The 24,182-nt window shown below is 44.6% G+C and carries 26 protein-coding genes and 1 pseudogene; 1 reads left to right on the forward strand and 26 read right to left on the reverse strand.

Annotation, left to right across the window (positions count from 1 at the left end):
- Nucleotide 1: 1 nt before the first annotated feature.
- The 20 genes and pseudogenes from tilS to metG form a co-directional block, all read right to left on the reverse strand.
- Entirely contained in the window at nt 2-1,234 is a 1,233-nt protein-coding gene (gene tilS, locus QSV55_RS10970; protein ID WP_289650190.1) for a tRNA lysidine(34) synthetase TilS, read from the reverse strand.
- A 60-nt stretch (nt 1,235-1,294) separates the two neighbouring features.
- Nucleotides 1,295-1,678, reverse strand: a complete 384-nt coding sequence (locus QSV55_RS10975) for a S1 domain-containing RNA-binding protein (protein WP_133432602.1) — start codon at nt 1,676-1,678, stop codon at nt 1,295-1,297.
- A gap of 73 nt (nt 1,679-1,751) precedes the next feature.
- Nucleotides 1,752-2,111, reverse strand: coding sequence for an FtsB family cell division protein (locus QSV55_RS10980; protein WP_289650191.1), 360 nt, complete (start codon nt 2,109-2,111; stop codon nt 1,752-1,754).
- An 11-nt stretch (nt 2,112-2,122) separates the two neighbouring features.
- A complete protein-coding gene (locus tag QSV55_RS10985) occupies nt 2,123-2,392 on the reverse strand; it encodes an RNA-binding S4 domain-containing protein (RefSeq protein ID WP_289650192.1) in 270 nt (89 codons plus the stop codon).
- Nucleotides 2,379-3,533 (reverse strand): MazG family protein, encoded by a 1,155-nt coding sequence (locus QSV55_RS10990; RefSeq protein WP_289650193.1) that lies wholly within the window; start codon nt 3,531-3,533, stop codon nt 2,379-2,381. The genes QSV55_RS10985 and QSV55_RS10990 overlap by 14 nt, the downstream gene beginning before the upstream one ends.
- Before the next feature lie 9 nt (nt 3,534-3,542).
- Nucleotides 3,543-5,030 (reverse strand): oligosaccharide flippase family protein, encoded by a 1,488-nt coding sequence (locus tag QSV55_RS10995; RefSeq protein WP_289650194.1) that lies wholly within the window; start codon nt 5,028-5,030, stop codon nt 3,543-3,545.
- Nucleotides 5,017-8,517: a transcription-repair coupling factor gene (mfd, locus tag QSV55_RS11000; RefSeq protein WP_289650195.1), complete on the reverse strand. Its 3,501-nt coding sequence runs from the start codon at nt 8,515-8,517 to the stop codon at nt 5,017-5,019. The genes QSV55_RS10995 and mfd overlap by 14 nt, the downstream gene beginning before the upstream one ends.
- Nucleotides 8,514-9,086 (reverse strand): aminoacyl-tRNA hydrolase, encoded by a 573-nt coding sequence (gene pth / locus QSV55_RS11005; protein ID WP_289650197.1) that lies wholly within the window; start codon nt 9,084-9,086, stop codon nt 8,514-8,516. Before pth ends, mfd begins: the two co-directional genes overlap by 4 nt.
- A 94-nt stretch (nt 9,087-9,180) precedes the next feature.
- Complete coding sequence (locus QSV55_RS11010; protein WP_289650198.1) at nt 9,181-9,852, reverse strand: 50S ribosomal protein L25/general stress protein Ctc; 672 nt, start codon at nt 9,850-9,852, stop codon at nt 9,181-9,183.
- 146 nt (nt 9,853-9,998) lie between these two features.
- Nucleotides 9,999-10,964, reverse strand: coding sequence for a ribose-phosphate diphosphokinase (locus QSV55_RS11015; protein ID WP_133452628.1), 966 nt, complete (start codon nt 10,962-10,964; stop codon nt 9,999-10,001).
- A gap of 19 nt (nt 10,965-10,983) precedes the next feature.
- Nucleotides 10,984-12,339 (reverse strand): bifunctional UDP-N-acetylglucosamine diphosphorylase/glucosamine-1-phosphate N-acetyltransferase GlmU, encoded by a 1,356-nt coding sequence (gene glmU, locus QSV55_RS11020; protein ID WP_289650199.1) that lies wholly within the window; start codon nt 12,337-12,339, stop codon nt 10,984-10,986.
- A 109-nt stretch (nt 12,340-12,448) separates the two neighbouring features.
- The gene (gene spoVG / locus QSV55_RS11025; protein ID WP_289650200.1) at nt 12,449-12,829 is read right to left on the reverse strand and encodes a septation regulator SpoVG; all 381 of its coding nucleotides are present in this window, start codon (nt 12,827-12,829) and stop codon (nt 12,449-12,451) included.
- Nucleotides 12,830-12,858: 29 nt separating this feature from the next.
- The gene (locus QSV55_RS11030) at nt 12,859-13,233 is read right to left on the reverse strand and encodes a RidA family protein (protein WP_133452631.1); all 375 of its coding nucleotides are present in this window, start codon (nt 13,231-13,233) and stop codon (nt 12,859-12,861) included.
- A 13-nt stretch (nt 13,234-13,246) separates the two neighbouring features.
- The gene (gene purR, locus QSV55_RS11035) at nt 13,247-14,071 is read right to left on the reverse strand and encodes a pur operon repressor (RefSeq protein WP_289650201.1); all 825 of its coding nucleotides are present in this window, start codon (nt 14,069-14,071) and stop codon (nt 13,247-13,249) included.
- A 62-nt stretch (nt 14,072-14,133) separates the two neighbouring features.
- Nucleotides 14,134-14,985, reverse strand: coding sequence for a 4-(cytidine 5'-diphospho)-2-C-methyl-D-erythritol kinase (gene ispE, locus QSV55_RS11040; RefSeq protein WP_289650203.1), 852 nt, complete (start codon nt 14,983-14,985; stop codon nt 14,134-14,136).
- 106 nt (nt 14,986-15,091) lie between these two features.
- Entirely contained in the window at nt 15,092-15,355 is a 264-nt protein-coding gene (gene veg / locus QSV55_RS11045; RefSeq protein ID WP_133432588.1) for a biofilm formation stimulator Veg, read from the reverse strand.
- Between the two features lie 100 nt (nt 15,356-15,455).
- A complete protein-coding gene (gene rsmA / locus QSV55_RS11050) occupies nt 15,456-16,346 on the reverse strand; it encodes a 16S rRNA (adenine(1518)-N(6)/adenine(1519)-N(6))-dimethyltransferase RsmA (protein WP_289650204.1) in 891 nt (296 codons plus the stop codon).
- A 9-nt stretch (nt 16,347-16,355) separates the two neighbouring features.
- The gene (gene rnmV / locus QSV55_RS11055; RefSeq protein WP_133452634.1) at nt 16,356-16,886 is read right to left on the reverse strand and encodes a ribonuclease M5; all 531 of its coding nucleotides are present in this window, start codon (nt 16,884-16,886) and stop codon (nt 16,356-16,358) included.
- Nucleotides 16,887-16,951: 65 nt separating this feature from the next.
- Complete coding sequence (locus QSV55_RS11060; RefSeq protein WP_289650205.1) at nt 16,952-17,716, reverse strand: TatD family hydrolase; 765 nt, start codon at nt 17,714-17,716, stop codon at nt 16,952-16,954.
- Nucleotides 17,717-17,726: 10 nt separating this feature from the next.
- A pseudogene (gene metG, locus QSV55_RS11065) lies at nt 17,727-19,694 on the reverse strand (methionine--tRNA ligase); the annotation flags it as partial.
- Between the two features lie 245 nt (nt 19,695-19,939).
- Here metG and QSV55_RS11070 point away from each other — a divergent pair.
- A complete protein-coding gene (locus QSV55_RS11070) occupies nt 19,940-20,224 on the forward strand; it encodes an AbrB/MazE/SpoVT family DNA-binding domain-containing protein (protein WP_133452637.1) in 285 nt (94 codons plus the stop codon).
- 36 nt (nt 20,225-20,260) lie between these two features.
- Here QSV55_RS11070 and rsmI read toward each other — a convergent pair whose 3' ends face one another.
- Genes rsmI through QSV55_RS11100 form a run of 6 tightly spaced genes read right to left on the reverse strand, consistent with a single transcriptional unit; the run spans nt 20,261 to nt 24,145 of the window.
- Nucleotides 20,261-21,094, reverse strand: coding sequence for a 16S rRNA (cytidine(1402)-2'-O)-methyltransferase (gene rsmI, locus QSV55_RS11075; protein ID WP_289650206.1), 834 nt, complete (start codon nt 21,092-21,094; stop codon nt 20,261-20,263).
- Nucleotides 21,091-21,345, reverse strand: coding sequence for a GIY-YIG nuclease family protein (locus QSV55_RS11080; protein ID WP_133452639.1), 255 nt, complete (start codon nt 21,343-21,345; stop codon nt 21,091-21,093). The genes rsmI and QSV55_RS11080 overlap by 4 nt, the downstream gene beginning before the upstream one ends.
- Nucleotides 21,338-22,063 carry a tRNA1(Val) (adenine(37)-N6)-methyltransferase gene (locus tag QSV55_RS11085; RefSeq protein WP_289650207.1) on the reverse strand — a complete coding sequence of 242 codons (726 nt, stop codon included), beginning with the start codon at nt 22,061-22,063 and terminating at the stop codon, nt 21,338-21,340. The genes QSV55_RS11080 and QSV55_RS11085 overlap by 8 nt, the downstream gene beginning before the upstream one ends.
- Before the next feature lie 37 nt (nt 22,064-22,100).
- Nucleotides 22,101-22,421 carry a DNA replication initiation control protein YabA gene (locus QSV55_RS11090; protein WP_133452641.1) on the reverse strand — a complete coding sequence of 107 codons (321 nt, stop codon included), beginning with the start codon at nt 22,419-22,421 and terminating at the stop codon, nt 22,101-22,103.
- Entirely contained in the window at nt 22,422-23,228 is an 807-nt protein-coding gene (locus tag QSV55_RS11095) for a PSP1 domain-containing protein (RefSeq protein ID WP_133452642.1), read from the reverse strand.
- A gap of 5 nt (nt 23,229-23,233) precedes the next feature.
- The gene (locus tag QSV55_RS11100; RefSeq protein WP_289650208.1) at nt 23,234-24,145 is read right to left on the reverse strand and encodes a DNA polymerase III subunit delta'; all 912 of its coding nucleotides are present in this window, start codon (nt 24,143-24,145) and stop codon (nt 23,234-23,236) included.
- Nucleotides 24,146-24,182: the final 37 nt, after the last annotated feature.

Consider the following 24,182-nt stretch of genomic DNA (forward strand, 5'->3'; position numbering starts at 1 on the left):
ATTATTCTGCTCCTTTGAATGTAATTTGTAGATACTGGTTGAATGGGTGATGATTCTTCTTCAGATTTCCGACTGCAATCACGTCTCCATTGACCGTTATAACAGGCAGACGTTCTCTCAGAAAACGTGGGATTTTTTCATTGATGAAAATGCGGCTCAGTTTCTGATGCTGCTGATTGATAACGATGAAGTCACCCGGTTCAAAAACCCTTACTCTGATTATATCAGTAATCGGGGCAGTTAGTTGAATCATAAAGCCGTTAAATTCAAATTCTCCAGGTTGTGTAATCATCATCTCATTCAATTTCTCCTCTGAATCAATCAAATACAGCTGATCATAAGCTACTTCCAGTCGCAACCGGTTCGTCAAAGGATAACTGACCTGGGCTTTCTCAGTCTTTATCACTCTGATTATCTCATCAAGGTAGTGACGCGACACGGGTGTGTGACTTGCTGCATGATCAGTGATTAAACTCAGCAGGACCTGCCGTTTAACGACTGGGTTTAAAGCATTGAACAGGGGCCTGCTGTAGCGCTGCTGCTCATTCATTACTGTTAAGACCTGATGCGCCTGCTCCGTCACCATTTCCAGCACTTCTCTCTGCCAGGCAGCAAAGTCATTTAAATGCTCAGCAGAAAGGCCTTCTATCTGATTGATGACAGGAATCAGCTGATGGCGGATAGCATTCCTCGTATAATCTGTCTTTTCATTCGATGCGTCCTCCATAAACGGAACCTGATGCAGGGCGGCATAGCGATACAAAGATGCTTTCGTATCACTGAGGATCGGCCTGTAGACCGGATATCCTCTATCCACCCGACCGATGCCCAGCGGCTGCAGATGGTAGCGTCCCGTCAGTAATCTGAAGAGTATCGTCTCCACTTGGTCATCGCGATGATGAGCAGTTAAGAGACAATCGTAGCCCTGCCCTGCCATCATCTCATCAAAAAAACGATAACGGATATCACGTGCTTCATTCTGTATGCTCCGGTCAGCATTAAAATGATCTGCCGGTACACGCGTCATATGAAAAGGTAATGCATGCTGTCTGCAGTAATCTGCAATCAATGTCGCTTCGGCATCTGATTCTGCTCTTAACCCGTGATGGACATGTAAAATAGATAAGGTCTTATAATGTCCGGAACGTCTTACTTGATCCAGCAATACCATCGAATCAACTCCGCCAGAAACGGCTACAGCGACCTTATCTGTTTCTTTCCAGTTGATTTCCATTTCACATCTCCTTAAACAACAAAAGACTGTCCCATCAGAGACAATCTTTTAATTATCCTATTAACGTCTTGCGCCTTTGCCACCGCGACGCTCTGTCTGACGTTTTGCAGAAGTAAGTCGTTCCTCACTGTCTTTCAGGAAGTTTGAAAGTTTCTTTTCAAAATCCTCAGGTTTCTTCTCTTGCTTCGGTGCTGCGGGTGGTTTCGGACGATCTTTAGCCTTCTTGATTGACAGACTGATTTTACCGTCATCACCGACAGATAATACCTTCACTTCTACTTCCTGTCCCATTTCCAGGTGGTCTGCTACATTTTCAACGTAACTGTCCGCTACTTCACTGATGTGTACAAGTCCGCTTTTTCCTTCTGGCAGTTCCACGAATGCACCGAAATTCTTAATGCCTGTTACTTTACCTTTTAACTTACTTCCGACTTCAATTGCCATAGATTTGCTAAATCCTCCCGATATTTTTTCCCTTTTATTATATGCCTGATTCCATGAAATAACAACTCACTCGCTATTTTTCCGCATCTTCTTCCGGCAATTTAAAAATAATCTCGCCATCATTGCTCAGGAAATATTCACTGCGTGCGACCTTTGTGATATATTCCTTGCTGTTTAATTGCTTCAGCTGTTCCTTAAGTGCGATTTCCTGATCCTTCAATTTCTTGAGTTCAGCTGATTTTTCCTGATACGCACTCGCCAGCTCTTTATTCTGGTTCATCTGCATGAACATCATGACCGAGAGGAAAAGCAGTATCGCTACAAGAAAACCGCCAAAGACCGCCAGGCGCTTGCGCACCACTCGGCTGGCCTTCAGCTTGATGCGTTTTTCACGTGTATATGCATTATCAAGTTGGTTGACTTTACGAGCCATTCATCCGCCTCCTATTCTGGTGAGGCCGTTATTTTTTCTTCTTTTTTCACTTCGAACATCTGCTTGGCATTATCTTTCGTGGCATGTTCAGACAAACCTGTCACTTCAACTGTGACAATCCGCTGTCCCAGTCTGATGACAAGTTCATCACCTACTGCCACTACCGACGATGCTTTTGCCGTATTGCCGTTGATCGTAATACGGCCTTGATCGCTTACTTCTTTAGCTAGTGTCCGTCTTTTGATTAAGCGTGATACTTTTAAATATTTATCGAGTCTCATCTTTAACCTCCTGCAGCGCCTCCTCGAGAGAAGCACCTTCTTGAACTTTTTCATAAAGTGACATGAAAAGGTCAGCGAACTGTTTTTCAACCTTTATATCACGTTTTTCTTTGCCTTCATTTTTCTTTTCCTGTTCCCATACTTGACTCAGATCATCGAGGTTGTTGACAACCGCATCCCCAAAGACGTGAGGATGACGTCGAATCATCTTATCGGTCACCGCTTCAATCACTTCTCTGATATCAAATAACTCATCTCTCCGCGCAAGAGCAGTGTGAAAGACTACCTGCAGCAGAATATCCCCGAGTTCTTCAATCATATGATCGATATCATCTGCATCAATCGCTTCCATTAATTCATAGCTTTCTTCAATCAAGTAGCGTCTCAATGATTGATGCGTCTGTTTCTGATCCCATGGACAGCCGTCCGGACTGATCAATGTCGCCATGACACTATTCAGCTCATTCAGCTCCCCGTAAAGCGCGCTCCCTGTAACGGGCGCCATATACAGGCTGGTCAGATTGGATTCACTGAAATCATGATCCAGTTCGTAAAGAGGGACTTCCCTGACCTCCGCCTCATGATTCCGTGCAGCAGTGATCACTTTGACTGGATGCTCTGGCGGATAGTGTTCAAGCAGAGTAATCTTCAGATCACTGGCTACAATCTGATTATAGACCTGCGTGACGACAAGTGCATTTCTAATGTTTAAGTGACGCGCATCAAATGCTGTCGCATCCAGCATCTGAAAGCCATCATTCGGATCCGCACCGGCTGCGGTAAATAAGTCATCTATGAAGCTTTTCCCACCTTTGACTTCAATCGGCGCCCCTGACGCCAGCAGCAACTGAGTGGTTGATTCAGCGACCATCGGATGTCCCGGCACAGCATACAGGACTTCCGTCTCTTCTGCTTCACGCAAGAGTGTATCGACGATTTCCTGATAGACAGCGGGGAACTGTTCGTGCTTTTCGTAGATGAAATCAAAGCTCTCCCACTGCACCGCAGGCAGCTCCTCTATAACCGGGTGCTTAAGCGTTCTGACATAGACTTTCCGGCCCGCTGTCAGCATCTGATAAATACCGTAGGGCAGTTCATCCAGTCCGTAGTTTCCAAGACCAATCACTGTGATTTTATTCATATATCTTCCTCATTTCATCCATCTGATGACCCGTTCACCAAAAGGCAGATGAAGCCATTCATCAGCAGAAATAATCTTATATTTAATCATTGCAAATCCTACTATCAGCACGCCTGCTGCTACACCAGACAGCGAGACTAACAGTGCACTCAGCCGGTCTGTAAAAGGCAGCTGAACAATAAGCTGCAGGGCGAGGGACATCATCGTTAACGTCATGACCCATCGCACCGTAAAGGATTTAAGTGTTAGCGTGTAACGCAAGATAATCTGACGATAAAGTATGATGGTATACACCAGCAATCCGCTGACCGTTGCGATAGCTGCTCCCAGTATACCAAAGTTTATAATCAAGACGATATTCAGAACAATTTTGGTGATAAGACCAGACACCACCCCGAGAGCCTGCACGCGGTAGTCCTCTGTGATCTGCAGCATGGCTGTGAACATGATGATCAGGGATACAAAGATGACGGCAAGCATATAGACAGCGAGGGTGCCTGCTTCTGTATCACTTTTGAACAGAAAGAGATTGAATGGCTTAATCAGATTCAGCAGACCGATGCTCGCTGCACTGCTGAAAACAATCGTGATTTTCAGTGCGGAACTCGCATAGTCGTTCATCTCTTTATGACGTCCCTGACGCTTGGCTTGAGCCAGCAGGGGAATAAGCACCAAGGCGAAAGAAGTTGTGACAATCAGTCCCATCTGAATCAGCGAGGCACCGCGGTCATAGATCCCTTTCAGTTCTCTGCTGTCATGCAGACTATAACCCACATGTTTGAGCAGATTAAGGACTGTGAAACTATCTACAAGCTGCCAGAGAATCATGATCAGATAGCTCAGCGCATAAAAAAGCGTCAGGAGCAGGAATTGCTTGAGCTGCTTGTTATCGAGACTGCCGGCTGGTTTGATTCGTTCTTTGCGCCTTAAATATAGCCAGGCACCGCTGATCCCCAGAAAAGAACCCAGTATACTGACAGCACCACTTTCATACACTGAAAAGCCCGTGGTATAAAGGTAGATGCCCAGCAGAATAACAGAGACCCGGATCAACTGATCAATGAGCTGCGAGATGGCTATAGTCTGCATGGCGTCACGTCGCTGAAGTTCTCCACGAGCTACAGCAACAAAGCTGAAAGGCAGCAATACCAAAAGAGACACCCGCAGCATTAAAGAGAGATTCTCATCCCCCATCATTCGTGCGATCAGACCACTGAACATCATCAGTAGTATCAGCAGCATCAGACTGCTGATTCTGAGAAGCCGGTAAACTTTCTCCGCATATTCATGGTTGAACTGACTGATGACGCTCGGCACTGCGTTCAGGCTGAGCACCGCTATAATCGCTGCCATAGGATAGACCTGCTGATAAGCATACAGTCCCGCATCCCCGAGTACATTCTGATAAGGTACGCGGTACAAGGCGCTCAGTATCTTCACCAGGAGCATCGTCACCGTTAAAATGATGACTGAATTAAATACATTATTCTTCGCCATCGATGATGATACTTCCTTGCATGATATCAGTTAACTGGACGAGTGACTGCAGCCAGTTCCCCCTTTTTTTCAGGGACAAGGTCATCTGGCCGTCAGCGACGCCGACTTTCAAGTCACGACCGAACGCTTCCGTGTCTTTGAATAGCTGCTCTCCATTTACTTTGGCAGTAGAGGCTGGGGACACCATCAGTTCAATTTCCTTCGGCTTTTCTTTCACCAATGTAATACCGAACTGAAGTGCATTGATCTTAATCTTGACGATATCAAGCAGACGCTCGACTTCAACCGGATAATCGCCATAGCGGTCTGTCATTTCATCCTGAACATCCATCAATTCTTTCTCCGACTGAATATGACGCAGTTTCTTGTAGAACTCAATTTTAGCCTGTTCTTCGCGAATATATTCAGCTGGGATATAGGCATCCACCTGGACATCGACTTCAATATCAGGACGCTCCTGAGCGGGTTCGATGCCCCGTTTTTCGTTCACAGCTTGCTGCAGCATCTCTGAATAGAGATCATAGCCTACAGAATCAATGAAGCCGCTCTGCTGACGTCCCAGAAGATTACCCGCACCCCGAATATTCAAATCGCGCATCGCAATCTTGAAACCTGAGCCGAGCTCTGTAAACTCCTTGATGGCCTGTAGACGCTGTTCAGCAACTTCAGTCAGCACTTTGTTTGGGGCATGCAGGAAATAGGCATAACTGATGCGGTTGCTCCGCCCGACACGGCCACGCAGCTGATAGAGCTGACTGAGGCCAAAGCGGTCTGCATCTTCAATGATCAGGGTATTGGCGTTCGGCACATCTACCCCGGTCTCAATGATTGTTGTCGTCACCAGAATATCATATTCATGATTGATGAAGCCGATCATTGTCTCTTCCAGCTCGCGCTCCGACATCTGGCCATGCGCGACGGCAATCCGCGCATCCGGCATCATCATCGACAGCTGTTCTGCCTTCTGATAAATCGTTGCGACACGGTTATAGAGATAGAAGACCTGACCATTTCTGGCAAGTTCCCGTTCGAGCGCCTCTTTTATAAAGTTATGCTGATACTCAAGTACATAGGTCTGGACCGGAAAGCGGTTCTCAGGCGGTGTCTCAATCACCGATAAGTCGCGTACACCGAGGAGACTCATATGAAGTGTTCTCGGAATCGGTGTTGCTGTTAAGGTCAGTACATCGACATTCGTCTTCAGCGCCTTGATTTTTTCTTTATGCGTCACCCCGAAACGCTGTTCTTCATCGACAATCAACAGCCCTAGATCCTTGTAGACGACATCTTTACTCAGCAGTTTATGTGTACCGATGACGATATCCACAAAACCTGATTTCAGCCCTTCTTTTGTCTCCTTGATCTCCTTCGCTGTTCGGAAACGACTCATCATCTGTATTTCAACAGCATAGTCCTGCATACGTTCGATAAACGTCTCATAGTGCTGCTGGGCAAGAATAGTCGTCGGCACTAAGAAAGCGACCTGTTTCCCGTCCATAACGGCCTTGAAGGCTGCTCGCACAGCGACTTCTGTCTTCCCATAACCGACATCACCGCATAGCAGACGATCCATCGGCTTCGGTTTCTCCATGTCTTCCTTGATCTCTGCCAGCGAGCGCATCTGATCTTCCGTCGGTGTATAGGGAAAGTCCATCTCAAAGGTATCCTGTTCTTCTGTATCCGGGCCAAACTGATATCCTTGAATACGTTCACGTTCCTGGTACAGCTTAAGCAGTTCATCGGCAATCTCATTGACGTTGCTCTGGACACGCGCCTTCGTTTTCTTCCACTCTGTGCCGCCCAGCTTGTTCAATTTCGGCTCTTTATCTTCTGAACCCACAAACTTCTGAACATAGGACATCTGGTCTACCGGCACGAAGAGCTGGTCTGTGCCTTTATACTGGATCTTGATATAGTCTTTATGCACTTGATTGACTTCAAGTGTCTCAACACCTAGATAGCGTCCCACACCGTGATGAATATGGACGACATAATCTCCGATATTCAGTTCCTGGTAAGATTTAATCTTTTCAGCGTTCGAGAGCTTCTTCTGCAGACGTCTCGGCTTTTCTTTTCTAAGCTTGAACAGCTCTCGTTCAGTGATCACAGCTAGCTTCATATAAGGCAGTTCAAATCCCTCTGACAGATCACCGCTCGTGATGATGGCGATGCCAGGAGATGCCGCCCGTTCTACTGCAACTGGCAGCTGCATATCCAGAAGCATGTCCTGAATCTTCTTCTTACGAGTTGGATTCGACGCCAGCACTACCATCGTGTAATTCTGTTTTCTGAAGCGATCAAACTCAGAGAACATGAGGTCATACTGCCCGTAGAACTGTTGTACCGGTTTACAGGAGAACTTGACGATCTCTTCAATTTTGATAGGCATCGTCGCAGTAAAGAGGGTAAAGAACGTGGTCGTGAAGTGATTGAGCAGCTGATGAAAGGCTTCCTCTTTAATGAAACGCTGTCCTATAAATCCTCTGCCGCTCTCAATTAATGACTGCTGAAATTCCTCTATTTCTCTGGAAATACTTTCTTCTGCTTCTTTCACCCGATTAAACTCATCCACTACTACAAGTGCGTCAGGCTGCAGATAGTCTACGATAGTTGTCTCATCCTGATAGGCGAATTTAATCGCGCGGCGCAGTATATTATGATCAAGTAATTCTGCCGAGTGAGAAATCAGATTGTCATATGTATCACGCAGATCCTCCCTGGCTTCTTTAGACAGCTTTTTCTCTGTTTCCTGCAGCGCAGATGCCAGCCCGGATCTAATACTTGCAATCTGCTCGTCATTGAAAATAAACTCACTGGCCGCTGTCAGTTCCACGCTGTCTATATTCTCTTCAGAACGCTGTGTATCCGCATCGAAATAGCGAATGCTATCCACTTCCGTATCAAAAAGTTCTATTCTGACGGGACGACCGATCATCGGAAAAACATCAATCAATCCACCGCGCACTGAAAACTCGCCGACTGTCGTCACCTGATTACGTCTCATGTAACCCATATCGACTAACTGCCGCTGCAAGACATCCAGCTCAATATCTTCTCCCACTTCAAACTGCATCACATGCGCCTTGAACAATGATTTCGGACTCAGCAACTTTTTCAGCCCGTTTATCGGCACGATAAATAGACCCTTCTCATCATTAGAGAGTTGAGTCAATGTACGAATTCGTTCACTCATGAGGTCCGGGCTCTTCGTTGAGAATTCTTCTATCATGATATCCTGCACGGGATACTTATATAGCTCATCAACAGGTACCAGCTGGGCAAGATCATTCTCCAGCCGTTCTGCCTGATAGAGATTGTTCGTGACAATGATCATTTGTCGGTCGTGAGTTAAATACTGCTCAGCCATCATCACGGCTTTAGCTGACGGGTTCAGACCCGTGATGAGTAGGTTCTTCTTCCCGAAGACGGCTGACAGTTCCTTGAACCGTTCATCCTGCTGCACTATTGTAGAAATAACCGGTTTCAATTCACATCACCGTTATATTGGTTCATGACATTTTCAAAACGTTCCCCCGTCAGAAATGTTTCACATGCCTCAATGGTGCGATCGATGACACGATTCATTGTCGCCATTTCATCCTCAGAAAACCTCTGCAGCACAAAATCCGGCACTTTCATACGTCCCGTCGGTCTGCCGATGCCGATACGAATCCTTTTAAATTCATCCGTCCCTAGATGCTGGATCAATGAGCGAATGCCGTTATGCCCCCCGGCTGAACCTTTAGGTCGTAGTCTCAGCCGCCCGGGCGGCATGTCTAAATCATCATAGAGGACGAGCATATCTTCTAGCTCGATCTTGTAGTAATCCATCAAAGGGCGTACAGCTTCTCCCGATAAATTCATATAGGTCATCGGTTCAATCAGCAGTACTTTTTCTCCTTTAATCGTCGCAATGGTATATAATCCATTGAACTTCTGCTTATCTAATTCTATACCATGTTTCTGACAAAGTTCATCTATTACCATAAATCCTATATTGTGTCGTGTCTGATCAAATTTACGCCCGATGTTCCCGAGCCCTACTATACATTTCATAGGAACCTCCATTTAAAGTTCATTACTCCTATTATAACGATAATTACCCCATAAAAAAACAGACAGCCTCGGCTGTCTGTTTAAACAATAACGATTATTCAGCTTTTTCTTCTGAAGCGTCTGCTTCTGCTTCTTGACCTTCAGCACTTTCTTCGCCTTCAGTTGCTTCAGCTTCTTCACCTTCAGCAGCTTCTTCGCCTTCTTCAGGTTCTTCCACAACAGTAGGTGGTACCACTGAAACGATTGCTTCGTCGTCTTCATTATTGATGGTATAGTTTTTGTTGCCACGTAAGTCGCCGACAGTAATAGAGTCACCGATATTTAATTCCGTTACATCTACTTCGATTGTTTCAGGAATTTCATCCGGCGTTGCAGTCACTGATAATGTAAATAATGGCTGTTGAACCACGCCACCTTCTTCAGCACCTTTTGCTTCGCCTGTTAAGGTAACAGTTACGTCTACTGTTAATTCAGCTTTCATATTGATTGCTAAGAAGTCGATATGTGTGACCTGATGTTTAATAGGATCTACTTGGTAATCAGTAACCATCACTTTTGTGCTACCTGAATCTAAACCAAGTTCAATAACCCCGTTACGTCCTACTTCGCGCATCACTTTAGTGAATTCTGCAGCATCAACGTGAACTGCTGTATTAGTTGCACCGAAACCATAGATAACTGCTGGAATTTTACCCGTGTTTCTTAACTCATTAAGTTCCGAACGTTTTGATTTACCTTGTCTTTCGACAGCTTTTAAATTAGCCATGTTTATTTCCTACCTTTCGTGTCCCTCATCCTTAGGAACGCCTGCGCCTGCCCATCAGTTGTGCTAACCTGCTTGCATGACGTTTATTTTCTTTTCATAAAGATTAAATACCCGGACTACGAAAACTTAAACATGCGCTATTAAAATTAGTCGAATAAAATGCTGACAGACTCTTGTTCGTAAATACGGACGATAGCTTGCGCCAGAAGTTCTGCGACAGATAACTGAACGATTTTAGCAGGTCTGCCTTCCTGAGGTAAGTTGATAGAGTTCGTTACAATCAGTTCTTTGATTGCTGAGTTTTCAATACGTTCAAAAGCAGGCCCGGATAACACAGGATGTGTACAGCATGCATAGACCTCTTTAGCCCCTTTATCGATTAATGCCTGCGCCGCAATTGAAATAGTGCCCGCTGTATCGATAATGTCATCGATAATAATGGCTGTTTTACCGTTGATATCACCGACAATATTCATGACTTCTGCCACATTCGGTTTCGGACGACGTTTATCAATGATGGCAATCGGCGCTTTCAGACGGTCTGCCATTTTACGCGCACGTGTTACACCGCCGTGATCGGGTGAAACAACGACCAGGCTGTCTAAATCGATATCTTCTTTTTCCAGGAAATAATCCGACAGAATCGGCTCACCCATCAAGTGATCGATCGGGATATCGAAGAAACCTTGAATCTGTGGAGCATGTAAGTCAAGTGCGATGACACGGTCTGCACCTGCTGTTTCAAGTAAATTCGCAACGAGTTTAGCTGTAATCGGTTCACGGCTACGTGCTTTACGGTCCTGACGTGCGTAACCGTAGTAAGGCATCACGACGTTGATGGTCACTGCAGATGCACGTTTTAAAGCATCAATCATGATGAGAAGTTCCATTAAATGATCATTGACCGGATTAGATGTTGACTGAATAATGAAAACATCGCAGCCGCGGATACTTTCTTCAATATTGATCTGAATCTCACCATCGCTGAAACGTTTAACACTTGATTTACCTAACGGCAGACCGACATGTTTCGCGATTTCATCTGCTAACGGATGATTACTTTCCAGTGAGAAAATCTTTAACTTCGTGTCTTTAATTTCGTTATATAACATTTTTCAGCCTCCACAGCTTTTATTTTTTGTAATAACCTTCTTTAGTCGTCTGACGCGCGCGTCCCAGTGCGAGACTTTCTTCCGGTACATCATCTGTAATGGTTGAACCTGCCGCAACAAAGGAGCCATCCCCTATTGTAACAGGTGCTACTAAGTTTGAGTTGCAGCCGATAAAAGCATCTTTGCCGACAACAGTCTTGAACTTATTCTTGCCATCATAGTTCACTGTGATTGAACCGCAACCTACATTGGTCCGCTCACCTATTTCTGCATCACCGATATAGCTGAGGTGAGAGACTTTTGCTTCATCATGTAATTTGGCTTTCTTCACTTCGACAAAGTTACCAATTTTCACTTCTCTGCCGATATCACTGCCCGGACGCAGCTGGGCAAATGGTCCCACCGTAGAATCTGCACCCACAATAGAATCTGTGATGACAGAATGTTTGATCTCTGCTCGGTCCCCGATTTTACTGTTCTTGATCTCACTATGGGCAGTAACCACCACTTCTTCACCTATGACCGTGTTCCCTTTAAGTGACACGCCTGGATGAATGACAGTATCCTGGCCGATTTCAACTTCACTATCGATATAAGTTGTATCCGGGTCAATAAGGGTGACACCATTCAGCATGTGCTGCTGATTAATACGTCGGCGCATCAGTTTTTCAGCAAGAGCCAGATTAACGCGGTCATTGACACCTAATGTCTCTTCGAAGCTTTCAGTCACGTATGCTTCTACTCTAGCGCCTTCTTCTTTAAGCAGTTCAATGACGTCAGGCAGGTAATATTCACCTTGGGCATTGTCGTTTCTGACAAGCGCAAGTTTTTCAAACAGTGCCTGGTTATCAAAACAGAAAGTCCCAGAGCTTACCTCATTAATGAGCCTTTCCTCGATGCTGGCGTCTTTTTCCTCAACGATCTTCTCAACTTCTCCTCTGTCATCTCTGACGATACGCCCATAGCCGAACGGTTGCTGGGTCTTTGCCGATAAAATAGTGGCTTTAGCCCCGCTGTGTTCATGATGAGCGATAAATCTTTCAATCGTCTCTTTAGAGATAAGCGGTGTATCCCCACAGATGACAACGGTTGTACCTGTATGATGCTCGAGATGTTCTTTCGCCATCGAAACTGCATGTGCAGTTCCCAGCTGTTCGTTCTGCATGCTGAATTTCGATTCACTGCCTAGCAGTTCTTTCACTTGATCTGCACCATGTCCCACAATGGTAACAACTTCTGTCACACCTGCCTGTCGGATATTATCCAGGACATGTTTGACCATAGGTTTACCTGTCACCGGATGGAGCACTTTGTAGAGCTTTGATTTCATACGAGTGCCTTTTCCCGCAGCGAGGATAATTGCTTGTCTAGTCATATTGAAAGCCTCCAAAATTCGCGTTACCTCTATTATAATTTAACATCTAAGTGACTTTCAAGCACTTATCCTATAATAAAAAGAGAGCGCATGGCGCTCTCCTTGCTCTTTATCTTTGAAGGTCTTCTTCTAAAGTGGTCTGCGATTCGTCTTCAATCAAGCCTTCCACTTCAACACTTGTTGCCGCTTCATCTTCATAAGTCTGGATGCCGCTATCTGCTTGCTCTGACGATGCCTCAGGTGTCTCATCATAGACCTTCATGACTGCCTGCTGGATCTCCTGACGCATCTCGCTGTTGATAGGATGTGCGATATCACGAAACTCACCATCTGGTGTCCGTTTGCTCGGCATCGCGACGAACAGGCCGGAGTTCCCTTCAATCACCCGCAGGTCATGAATCACGAATACCTCATCAAGCGTAATAGAAACCAGCGCCTTCATACGGCCGTCTGTCTCAATTTTTCTTAATCGAACATCTGTCACTTTCACTTGAGTTGCCCCCTGTCAAATAGTTTCGATTAACGGACGAGTGCTACAACTTCAATCTCCACTTTTACGTCTTTAGGTAAACGACTCACCTCTACACAGCTGCGTGCCGGGAGATGCTCACTGAAAAAGCTGCCATATACTTCATTGATCAAAGGAAAATCATTCATATCTTTGATAAAAATCGTTGTTTTAACGACTTGATTTAAATCAGAACCACAGTCACTTAACACTAACTGAAGATTTCTTAATACTTGCTCAGTCTGTGCCTGTACATCTTCACCCACCAGCACACCATCAGCCGTAAGGGGAAGCTGTCCACTTGTGTATACCATGTTGTTCACTTTAACTGCATGGCAGTATGGTCCGATTGCTGCCGCTACTTTGTTAGAAATAATTGATTCCATCATTTATTCTCCTCTATTTAAAAAAATTCAGGCAATTGCCTTTTTCAACAGTAAAAGACCGGTTGTATTCATCTACATCTGAGAGTTTCACCAGTGAAGTATAGTCCTCTATTAATCGATTCTTTACTTCTTTAGATTCTACAAGTACAGATACCCCTGCAACCTTTGCCTTAAACTCGTTCATCAGATTCATGACGCCTGTAATAGAGCCGCCTGCTCGCATAAAATCATCTACTATCAAGACGTTGGAACCTTCAGGCAATGTGCGTTTAGATAACACCATCGTTTCTATCTTGCGCGATGACCCTGATACATAGTTGATGCTGACCGTTGAACCTTCTGTCACCTTATTATCCTTACGAATCACTACCACAGGAAGATTCATAATATTGGCGACCGCATTTGCCAGAGAAATCCCTTTGGTGGCAATCGTCACAATCGCATCGATTTCTTTATCCATATACATCGTTGCAATCAGTTCCCCGACCTGGCCGAGCAGTCTCGGATTCCCGACCATGTCAGACATGAATAGATAACCGCCCGGCAGCAGCCGTTCATCCTCCTGCAGCATATCGCACAGCCGGTCAACGAGCTGTTCCGCTTCTTCTTTATACATCATCGGTCTGAACGTCACGCCGCCACTTGCACCGGCCGTCGTTGTGATAATCCCCATCTTTTCTTTGATAAAGGTCTCTTTGATGATCTGGATATCTTCACTGATTGAAGATTTAGCCTGCTCGAATTTCTGTACAAAATAAGTGAGCGGCACCAGCTCATTAGGATGACGAAGCAAATAACTCGTCATGTAAACAATTCTTTCACTACGCTTATACTTCATTTCTCTGCCTCTTTTACGTATGTTTTAAATATAATATATCACAAACGTTCGGCTTTTCAAGTCTAACCGAGTAATCTGACCATATAGACTTCTTTACAGCAGCCTTTTAAGGCATTGACCACACTTTTGGCCTGTCTTTCCTTGCTTGCAAGACCATAGACAGTCGGTCCGCTCCCGCTCATCATCGTCGCGTCTATCCCTGCTTTTAGCATCGTTTCTTTCAGCGTCTGAATGATAGGATGCATATCGATCGTCACTTCTTCAAGTCTGTTGCCCAGACTGTTGACGAGGAGGGAGTAATTGCCTTCTTCGAGCGCTCGGACACAATCTTCAGTCGCGATTTTCTCACCCTTCTCATCGATACGAAGTGCCCCGTAGACATCGGCCGTTGAGACACTGATATCCGGTTTGGCAAGGACGACCCACGCAGCAGGCGGCTTAGGCAGCGGCTGCAACTTCTCTCCGCGGCCTGTACATAACGCCGTCTTGCCGTAGACACAAAATGGAATATCTGAACCGATCTCTGCCGCGAGTTCACTTAAAGTCTCTAATGACAGATTAAGCTCAAACAGGCGGTTCATTCCTCTGAATGTTGCTGCGGCATCACTGGATCCACCCGCAAGTCCGGCTGCTATCGGAATCGTTTTATCCAGGGTGATTGTCACGCCCCGGTCAAGTTGATAACGTTCAATCATCAGCTTAGCTGCTTTATAAGCCAGATTGCGATGATCCGTCGGCACATAGCGATGCTCTACCTTCAGTACAATTTTTTTGTCAGCGCGCTTCTCCAATGTCAACCGGTCATTTAAATCGACTGTCGTCATAATCATCTCAACTTCATGATAACCATCATCACGTTTATAAAGTGTATCCAGCGTTAAATTGATTTTAGCTGGTGCATTTTCATAAATCATCCTTCGTCCTCACTTAAAATTAATAGTACAATTTTATCATATTTCGCAACAGAAGCGATGGACAAATAAAAAAAGCATATCCCAGGGATATGCTTAACTCGTTAAATTATTGAACGAGGAATTCCTCTTGATTATCATTGACGAATGTCACTTGAACATTTTCTGTCAGCACATCAGTATATGTATAAGACACACGTTCAAAATTGTGCTGGCTCTGATCAAGTTCAACGATGAAAACTGATGGATAAGTTTCTTTTAAAACGCCGCGGCGTTCGATCAACTTTTTACGACCTCCATTAGCTCTAAGTACAATACGATTTCCTAACTGACAATCAAGAATTTTTTTGATGTCTATTAATGTTTTTGGCATATTGACCCCACCTCGCTATAGGGAAAATTATAGCATTTTTATGGTAATTAGTCAAATAAAATTTAAATTTTATCAACTAGGAGTAGTATTGTCAACAGATTTATATCGACAATTCGACGTTTTCTTTAAATTTATTGGCTAATGTCGCGAACTCTTGGAGCGTCAGACTTTCACCGCGACGAGTAGGTTCAATCCCCGCTGATTGCAGCCAGCTGACGATACTTTCTTTATGCATTTTACTGTCTTTGATCAAGGACGTGTAATTGTTGAGAATCGTTTTACGTCGCTGAACAAAGGCCCCGCGCGTCAGTTGAAAGAACAAGGCTTCATCTTCTACCTGAACTGCCGGTTGCGCCAGGGCTGTCAGTTTAACAACCAAAGAATCTACGTTAGGTGGTGGCATAAATACGCCCTTAGGCACAACCATCACTTTCTCGACCGAGGTATAGTACTGAACTGCTATCGATAAAGAACCGTAACTCTTTGTCGAAGGTTTAGCGCTTAATCTTTCACCGACTTCTTTTTGCATCATGACCACATAGCTCTTAATGGGCAGATGTTTTTCCAGGAGTCCCATTAAGATAGGTGTAGTAATGTAATAAGGGAGATTGGCGACTACAAGCACTTCTTCACAATCATGAAGATGTGTCTCAATCGCCTGCTGGACGTCAGCTTTCAATATATCTTCATTGATCACCGTAACGTTATCATAAGGACTCATCGTCTCTTCCAGTACCGGAATCAGACGTTGATCGATTTCAAAAGCCACGACTTTTTTCGCACGTTTTGCCAGCTGTTCCGTCAGCGAACCCATACCGGGTCCTATTTCTATCACACCTGACTGCTCAGTAATTCCGCTGGCACTAATAATATTATTGATAACATTCGTATCAATCAGGAAATTCTGCCCAAGACTTTTTTTAAATGAAAAACCATGTTTTTCTAACAGCATTCTTGTTCTGACAGGCGTTGCTATCTCTTTGTAATCCATGCTTCAACCTCACTTTATCGCATTTTTAACATCTTCTTCTGTGATACCGAACGCATTCAGCCGATGAAAAAGTTGTTTCCCGTTACAATAGCCGATTTTAAGCACTCGGCATACTTTAGTGCGTCTTTCTTTGGCGCCCGGCCCGATAATGAGACCCAAGTCAATCAGAAGCTGTTTGCTCACCGTTTCAACATCATTATCAAAGGGCGTGCTGACATTGACGAGCGCATCTTGAATAGCTGTAAGCGGCGCGTGTTCAATGCCAATTTTTCCCCGTTTATTCCGGGCGATAGAAGCGTCAATAAAGGCCTGTTTTGCTGACGGCACTCGCTTTTCAATCGTCATCCTGATTTTATTGCCCGGGTAATCTGGATCCGTCAGAATAATGACGCCTCGCTTCTCTGCTGCATGTTCAATAGCCTGCAGCGTCAATTCATTGATTGCAGAACCGTTTGTTTCTATCGTGTCACAGTCGACCGCCTGTTTAACTCTGACTGTGTCGTCTTTACCTTCTACGACTACTATCTCATTTATTTTCATTCAAATCACCTGTCTCATTATAGCATAAAAGGCAGAAACCCTGACTTGGATTTCTGCCTGACGAACTATAGTCCGAATAATCTTTCTGCATTCTGCGTCGTTGCTGCAGCTAACGCTTCGTAACTGATGCCACGCAGCTCTGCGATCTGTTCTGCCACAAGCTTGACATAAGCGGGCTCATTACGCTTACCCCGATAAGGATGCGGCGTCAGATACGGCGCATCTGTTTCAACAATCAATTTATCGAGCGGAACGTGCTGTGCCACTTCTTTAGGTTGTTTAGCATTTTTAAATGTAACAGGACCGCCTAATGAAATGATGAAGTTCAGCTTCAGAATTTCATCACAGATCTCTTTAGAGCCGCTGAAGCTGTGCATCACGCCACCGACTTCAGCCGCATTCTCTTCTTTTAAAATATCAACAACATCCTGTGTCGCTTCTCTATTATGAATCACAATGGGCTTCTTCAGTTCTTTTGCCAAGGCGATCTGACGTCTGAAAACTGATTTCTGCACATCTTTCGGCGATTTATCCCAATGATAATCAAGCCCCATTTCTCCGATCGCTACAATTTTATCATGCGTCGCCAGTTCTTTGATCCAGTTATAGTTATTCTCTGTAAAATCAATCGCATCAACAGGATGCCATCCTATAACGCCATAAATAAAATCATATTGCTCGATGAGTTCCATCGTCCGTGTGATGGTCTTTTCGTCAAAACCGACCACAATCATCCGGTCGACCCCCGCTTCAAGGGCGCGGTCGATGACTGGCTGGAGATCTTCATCATATTGATCAGCATTAAGATGTACATGAGTATCGATTAACATTCTATTCCTCCTATTTAACGATAGAGCCGTTAATGATAGAGCTCGGTACGCTTACCAATGTCAACTGACCGTCTTTCTCTGCTGAGAGAATCATTCCCTCCGACTTCTCGCCGCGCAAATTCACAGGTTTTAAGTTAGTGACGACAATCACTTTCTTACCGATGATCTCTTCCGGGTTATAATACTCAGCAATACCGGAGACAATCTGACGCTTTTCGTTGCCTAGGTCGACTTGAATCTTCAGCAATTTCTTCGCTTTTTTGACGTGATCTGCATCGATAATTGTTGCGACCTTCAGCTCGACCTGATCAAAAGTATCAATCGTAATCTCTTCTTTAGATGAGACCTCTTCCACTGCAGGCGGCTGCATGCTTGCCTTGATGAACTCCACTTCCTTCTCGGCATCAAGACGCGGGAAGATAGGTGCAGGTGTCTCGGTCACTTTAATCTGACCAAGCTGACCATATGTCTGAAGACTATCAAAGTTCTGGAGCTTCTCATCATCCAGGTTCATCTGACTAAAGATTCTGTAAGGTGTCTGGGTGAGGAATGGGCGCAGTAGCACCGCTGCAAAACGAATATTCTCAAGCAGGTGATACATCACGCTTTCAAGTAGCTCTGTCTCAGTCTCATCTTTAGCGAGAATCCAAGGAGTGGTTTCGTCGATATATTTATTGGTGCGACTGATTAATTTCCAGATTTCCTGCAGCGCAACTGAAAACTGAAGGTTCTCCATTGCCTCATCGTATTTCGCCTTAGTTTCAAGTGCCAGTGACTCCAGTTCAGCGTCTTTTTCGTGGAGTTGTCCTTTATAACCTGATAATTCGCCATCAAAATACTTGTTGATCATCGCAATGGTACGATTCACCAGATTACCGAGGTCGTTGGCAAGATCGAAGTTCGTACGGTCGATGAAGGCTTCCGGCGTGAAGACGCCGTCTGAACCGAATGGTAGTTCGCGTAAGAGGTAATAACGGACGGCATCAAGGCCGTATCGGTCAATCAGAACATGCGGATCGACCACATTCCCTTTGGATTTACTCATCTTGCCATCTTTCATCAAAATCCAGCCATGAGCAAATACCCTTTTCGGCAATGGCAAATCAAGTGCCATCAAGAGTACTGGCCAGATGATGGTATGGAAGCGCACGATTTCTTTTGCCATCAGATGAATATCCGCAGGCCAATACTTTCTGAATAACGTATCATCATCCGTTAAGTAACCAAGGGCAGAAATATAGTTGGTCAAGGCATCAATCCAGACATAAACAACGTGCTTCGGATTAGAAGGCACTTTAATGCCCCAGTCAAATGAAGTACGTGAGACAGCCAGATCTTCAAGACCCGGTTTGATGAAGTTATTCAACATCTCATTTTTACGGGATACGGGCTGAATAAACTCAGGATTGTCCTCGTAGTACTTGACGAGACGGTCTGCATATTTACTCAGCTTGAAGAAATAGCTTTCTTCTTTTACGAGCTCCACTGGATGGCCAGAGTCCGGGCTCTTCCCGCCAACAATCTTATCCCCTTCGTAAACAGGATCCACAAGCTGCGTTTCAGTATAGTAGGTCTCATCCGGCACTGAATACCAGCCCTCGTATTCTCCAAGATAAATATCGCCCTGCGCCAGGAGACGTTCAAAAATCTTCTCGACTACTTTTTTATGACGCTCTTCTGTCGTACGAATAAAGTCATCATTCGATATTTCCAGCTTCTTCCACAGCGCCTGAATATCCGCAATAATTTCATTGAGATATTCTATCTCCGGCTTGCCGGCCGCCTTGGCTTTCTCCTGTATTTTCTGACCATGTTCATCAGTACCTGTCAGATATCTGACATCATAGCCTTGTAATCGTTTATAGCGGGCAATCACGTCGCCTGCTACTGTCGAATAAGCATGGCCGATATGTAATTTGCCGCTCGGATAGTAGATAGGGGTCGTCACATAAAAAGTATTGTTTGACATCGTAGTCCTCCTTGAGTGTTTATGGTATTAAATATACCTAAAATAAGCATGCAATTCAATTCCTTTAACTGTAAATTCGACAAGTGTTTTATTTTTCAATGTCGATTTTTATTACCTTTATGTTACAAAATAGATTTTTAAGTTTATAATTATTGACTTTGTATATTTATGGTAGTATATTCTAATTACGACAAATGTCGAAAAATAAAATAATATGTCGAATTAGCAAATGATTCTTCAGGAGGATATATATAATGAAATCTACAGGAATTGTAAGAAAAGTTGATGAATTAGGTCGTGTGGTTATTCCTATCGAATTACGTCGTATTTTAGATATTGCCGAGAAAGATGCACTCGAAATTTATACAGATGCTGACAAAATCATCCTTAAAAAGTACAAACCAAGTATGACTTGTGCTGTGACTGGAGACGTTTCAGAAGATAACTATCTGCTTGCAGGCGGTAAAATCGTTCTCAGCAAAGAAGGCGCTGAACAGCTTATCAAAGAAATCCAAGAACGCGAAAAAGAAGCGAAATAATACAACAGGCCCTTGCGCAGTATGCGCTGGGGCCTTTTATTTATCGATATGATAGCTCTCATAAACTTCTCTCTTTTTAATATTGCGGTCAAGCGACACTTGTTTAATCGCTTCTTTTGAAGACAGATCCTTCTTCATATAGTATTCAACATGCTCATTGATCGACAGTTGATGCCACCACATGTCAGCTTCATCTGTTTCATACTGGCCATCTATCACAATGACAAATTCGCCCTTGGCAGGAATGCTGACCTCCAGCTCCTGTAACAGGGCATTGACCGGCAAGGTGACGACCTGTTCAAATTTCTTGGTCAGCTCCCGGCCAAGCGCCACACGACGATTTTTGTCGATTTTCTCGATGGCTGCGAGGGTATCTTTGACACGATAAGGCGATTCATACAGAATGATCGAATGAGGTTCGTTCATCAATGTTTCTAATCTGGCCATTTTCTCACTGTCTTTCCGCGGTAGAAAGCCGGAGAACAAAAAGGAATAGGAGGATAACCCGCTGGTCATCAGAGCCGTAAGTGCGGCATTCGGTCCTGGCACGGTTTCTACTCGTATCCCCGCTTCTCTGACAGCTATAACCAGTTCATAGCCTGGATCACTGATGAGAGGAAGTCCGGCATCTGACACTAATGCCACCGTCTTTCCAGCTACTAGAAGCTCTACCAGCTGCTCAGTCATCTTGTCCTTATTATGTTCATGATAGCTCTTCAGTGGTGTAGCAATGTCATAGTGGCTGGTCAGTCTCCCTGTCACTCGTGTATCTTCACAGGCAATGATGTCTACTTCTTTTAATATTCGGACGGCCCGGAAAGTGATATCTTCCAGATTACCGATAGGTGTCCCTACTAAATATAACGTCATTCCTTCACTCCTTTAATCAGTCGTTCCTTCTGTGACCGTGTTAACTGCTTGATAGCATATTCGCGCTGCATGGCTTCTTGTTTCGACGGAAATACTTCTTCGTAGAGTCGTCTGACAGGGCGTCGTACCCGTGTATACTTGGCGCCCTTGCCCTTATTATGGGCGTTCAGTCTTCTATCCAGATCGGTCGTGTAACCTGTATAATATGTCCCGTCCGCACATTCCAGAATATAGATGTAATGGTCAGCCATAGTAGACCTCTTTCATTTCCTCGCTATAATGACCGTCGTTCTGATAGATATAGAAGGGCGGCATCACTTTACAGTCGGGCTTCCCTCCTCGCACTGCTTCAATGACGACTGTCACCGCAGTCGGTTTATCGGGTCTCGAATAAATCTGCCAGATTGCTTTAGGTTCAAGACCACCTTGCCGCATACTGACCAGACAATCCACCAGCCGATCTGCCCGGTGCACCATATATAGTCTGCCCCCCTGTTTCAGTAAATGACGGCTGGCCCTGATGCAATCATCCAGTGTACAGAGTATTTCATGACGTGCAATGCGGTGCGGTTCCTTCAGATGCTGAAAAGACTGATTCTCTCTGAAATAAGGCGGATTACAGGTCACAACATCATACTGGCTCGGGGGCATCGATTGATTCACTATCCGCAGATCGCCCTCATGTATCTGAATCTGCGCAGCCAGCTGATTCAGAGCGACCGATCGCCTGGCCATATCAACCAGTTGTGGCTGAATCTCTATGCCTTCTATCGGTACTTCCATCTTATCACTGAGCAGAAGCGGAATAATGCCATTACCACTGCACAAATCCATGATGCGCCCTTTTTTTATGGGTCTGACAAAATGGGCGAGGAGCAGTGCATCTGTTGAGAATGAAAATACTTCATCATTCTGAATGATACTTAATCCTTCTTTAATTAGATGGTCTACCCGTTCATTCTTCTTCATGCTTTCCTCCAATAAAAAAAGGCATGTTCTGCCTTCTTTAATCTGAATCCAGTAAGCTCAGGCAGAACATGCAGTCTCCGCCTCCTCTGTGCTTACCGAATAACTCTCCACGACAAATGTGGAACCCCTCAGCATAGAGCATCGCCAGGTTATCCTTACTTTGCAGAGATTTCATTTTTTTCGGTTGATTGCGCGGGGTCTGTATCATGCGCTGCAGATTATCGCGCTCCAGCTTCAGAGCGACATTTTCCTCCACCAGCTCAACCGTCTGCTGCTTCAGCGATATGAAACTCTGCTGCAGGCGCAGCATCTGCTGCTCCATCTCCACTATTTGATTCAGTAGTTCATCTCTATTCATCTAATTAACTCCTTGCATAATTTCGTCCAGATGATATTCGAGCGGCTGTTCTATGCCCTGAACTTTGACCTGCATAGTGACGTCCAGGATATTAAGTGCAATGACTTTGCCCGGCCCTTCAGGTGTCTCTATCTTCTGTCCGACATCCGGTAACTTGCGTCTCGTTTCCTCGTAATAATCATTTTCATATTTCAGACAGCACATCAGTCGTCCGCATGCCCCTGATATCTTAGTCGGATTAAGCGACAAATTCTGGTCTTTTGCCATCTTGATTGACACCGGTTCAAAATCACCAAGATATGTAGAGCAACACAGACTACGGCCACAAGGCCCGATACCGCCAAGAATCTTCGCTTCATCCCGCACACCGATCTGACGTAATTCTATTCGCGTCTTCAGCTCGAAAGCGAGACTTTTAACCAGCTCCCTGAAATCTATCCGTTCATTCGCCGTAAAGTTGAAAATAATTTTACCTTTATCCAACGTATATTCTGCATTGACCAGACCCATATCCAGCTGATGTTTCTTGATCAGCTCTTTACATCTTTTATACGCTTTATCAGCATCGCGCATATTCTGTTCATATTTATGAAAGTCTTCCGGCGTTGCTCGATGTTTAATCTGAGGAACAGGCTGAACCACCGCATCATCAGCTACTTCCCGGTTACCTATGACGACACGGGCAAGTTCTTTACCTCTCTTCGATTCAACCACTACATAATCTCCCAGCTCGTATTGCTCATGGTCGGGTAGGAAATAGGTCGTTTTATCAGCTATATGATATTTGACTCCAATAATTTCCGTCAATTCTTTCACCCCTTTGCTATTTCAATGGCGATTTGTTCCATGACTAACATCGGACTGACATACTGCAACAGCTTCTGTTTAGCCTTTTGTGTCGTGTCAATCCATTGTGTGATGGTCTGCAATGATAGATGTTCACTTAACTGCTTTAATTTAATCTCGTGATCCGGATAGCTGAGACGCGCTTCATGTTCAATTTTCAAGTAGATCATATCCTGAAAATAAAGCTGCAGCATGTCAAGCATCAGCAGTTGACTTTCGCGTTCGTTCGCCTCATGCAATAAATCGACAAGCTGTATAAGGCCCATCTGCGGATCTTTTTGTATTTGATCAGCCCACTTCAGAAGCGCACGCCTCAGTTCTTCAAATGACTTGTCCTTGATCCATTCCTCTGCCTCAACTGCACTGAAAGACAGCGCAGCAAGTGTTGCTGCAATATCTGAATGGATATTCAGTTTCACCATTTCTGTGTATGTACTTGCTGAATGAACGTTGATATGCTGACATCTGGAATGAATGGTCGGTAGAATATCACCTGACTTTGTCGTAAGCAACAAGGCGATGGTATTAGCAGGCGGTTCCTCCAGAAACTTGAGAATAGAGTTCTCCCCTTGTACCGTCACTTTATCGAAGTCGACGATTACATAGACTTTATATGTCCCTTCAACAGGTTTCTGATTCATGCGATGAAGGACCTCTTCTATCATCTCTTTTTTGATGGTCTGCTCATCTGTCTCCAGCCAGTAAAAATCTGCATAGTTATGCTGATGAACCCTGGATACACATTGTTCATCCTGACATAATATACGCGCTGCAAATTCCAGTGCCTGCTGTTTAAGGTTATCTCTCAATGTCCCTTCAAACAGGTAAGCATGAGAGAGCTTTTCTTTACTCGACAAATGTTCCAGCTGGTTAATCATAAGAACCCCCATATATATCGAAACAGCTGCATTTCTG

Origin of the sequence: Macrococcus bovicus, assembly GCF_030376725.1 — a bacterium.
Lineage (GTDB): Bacteria > Bacillota > Bacilli > Staphylococcales > Staphylococcaceae > Macrococcus > Macrococcus bovicus.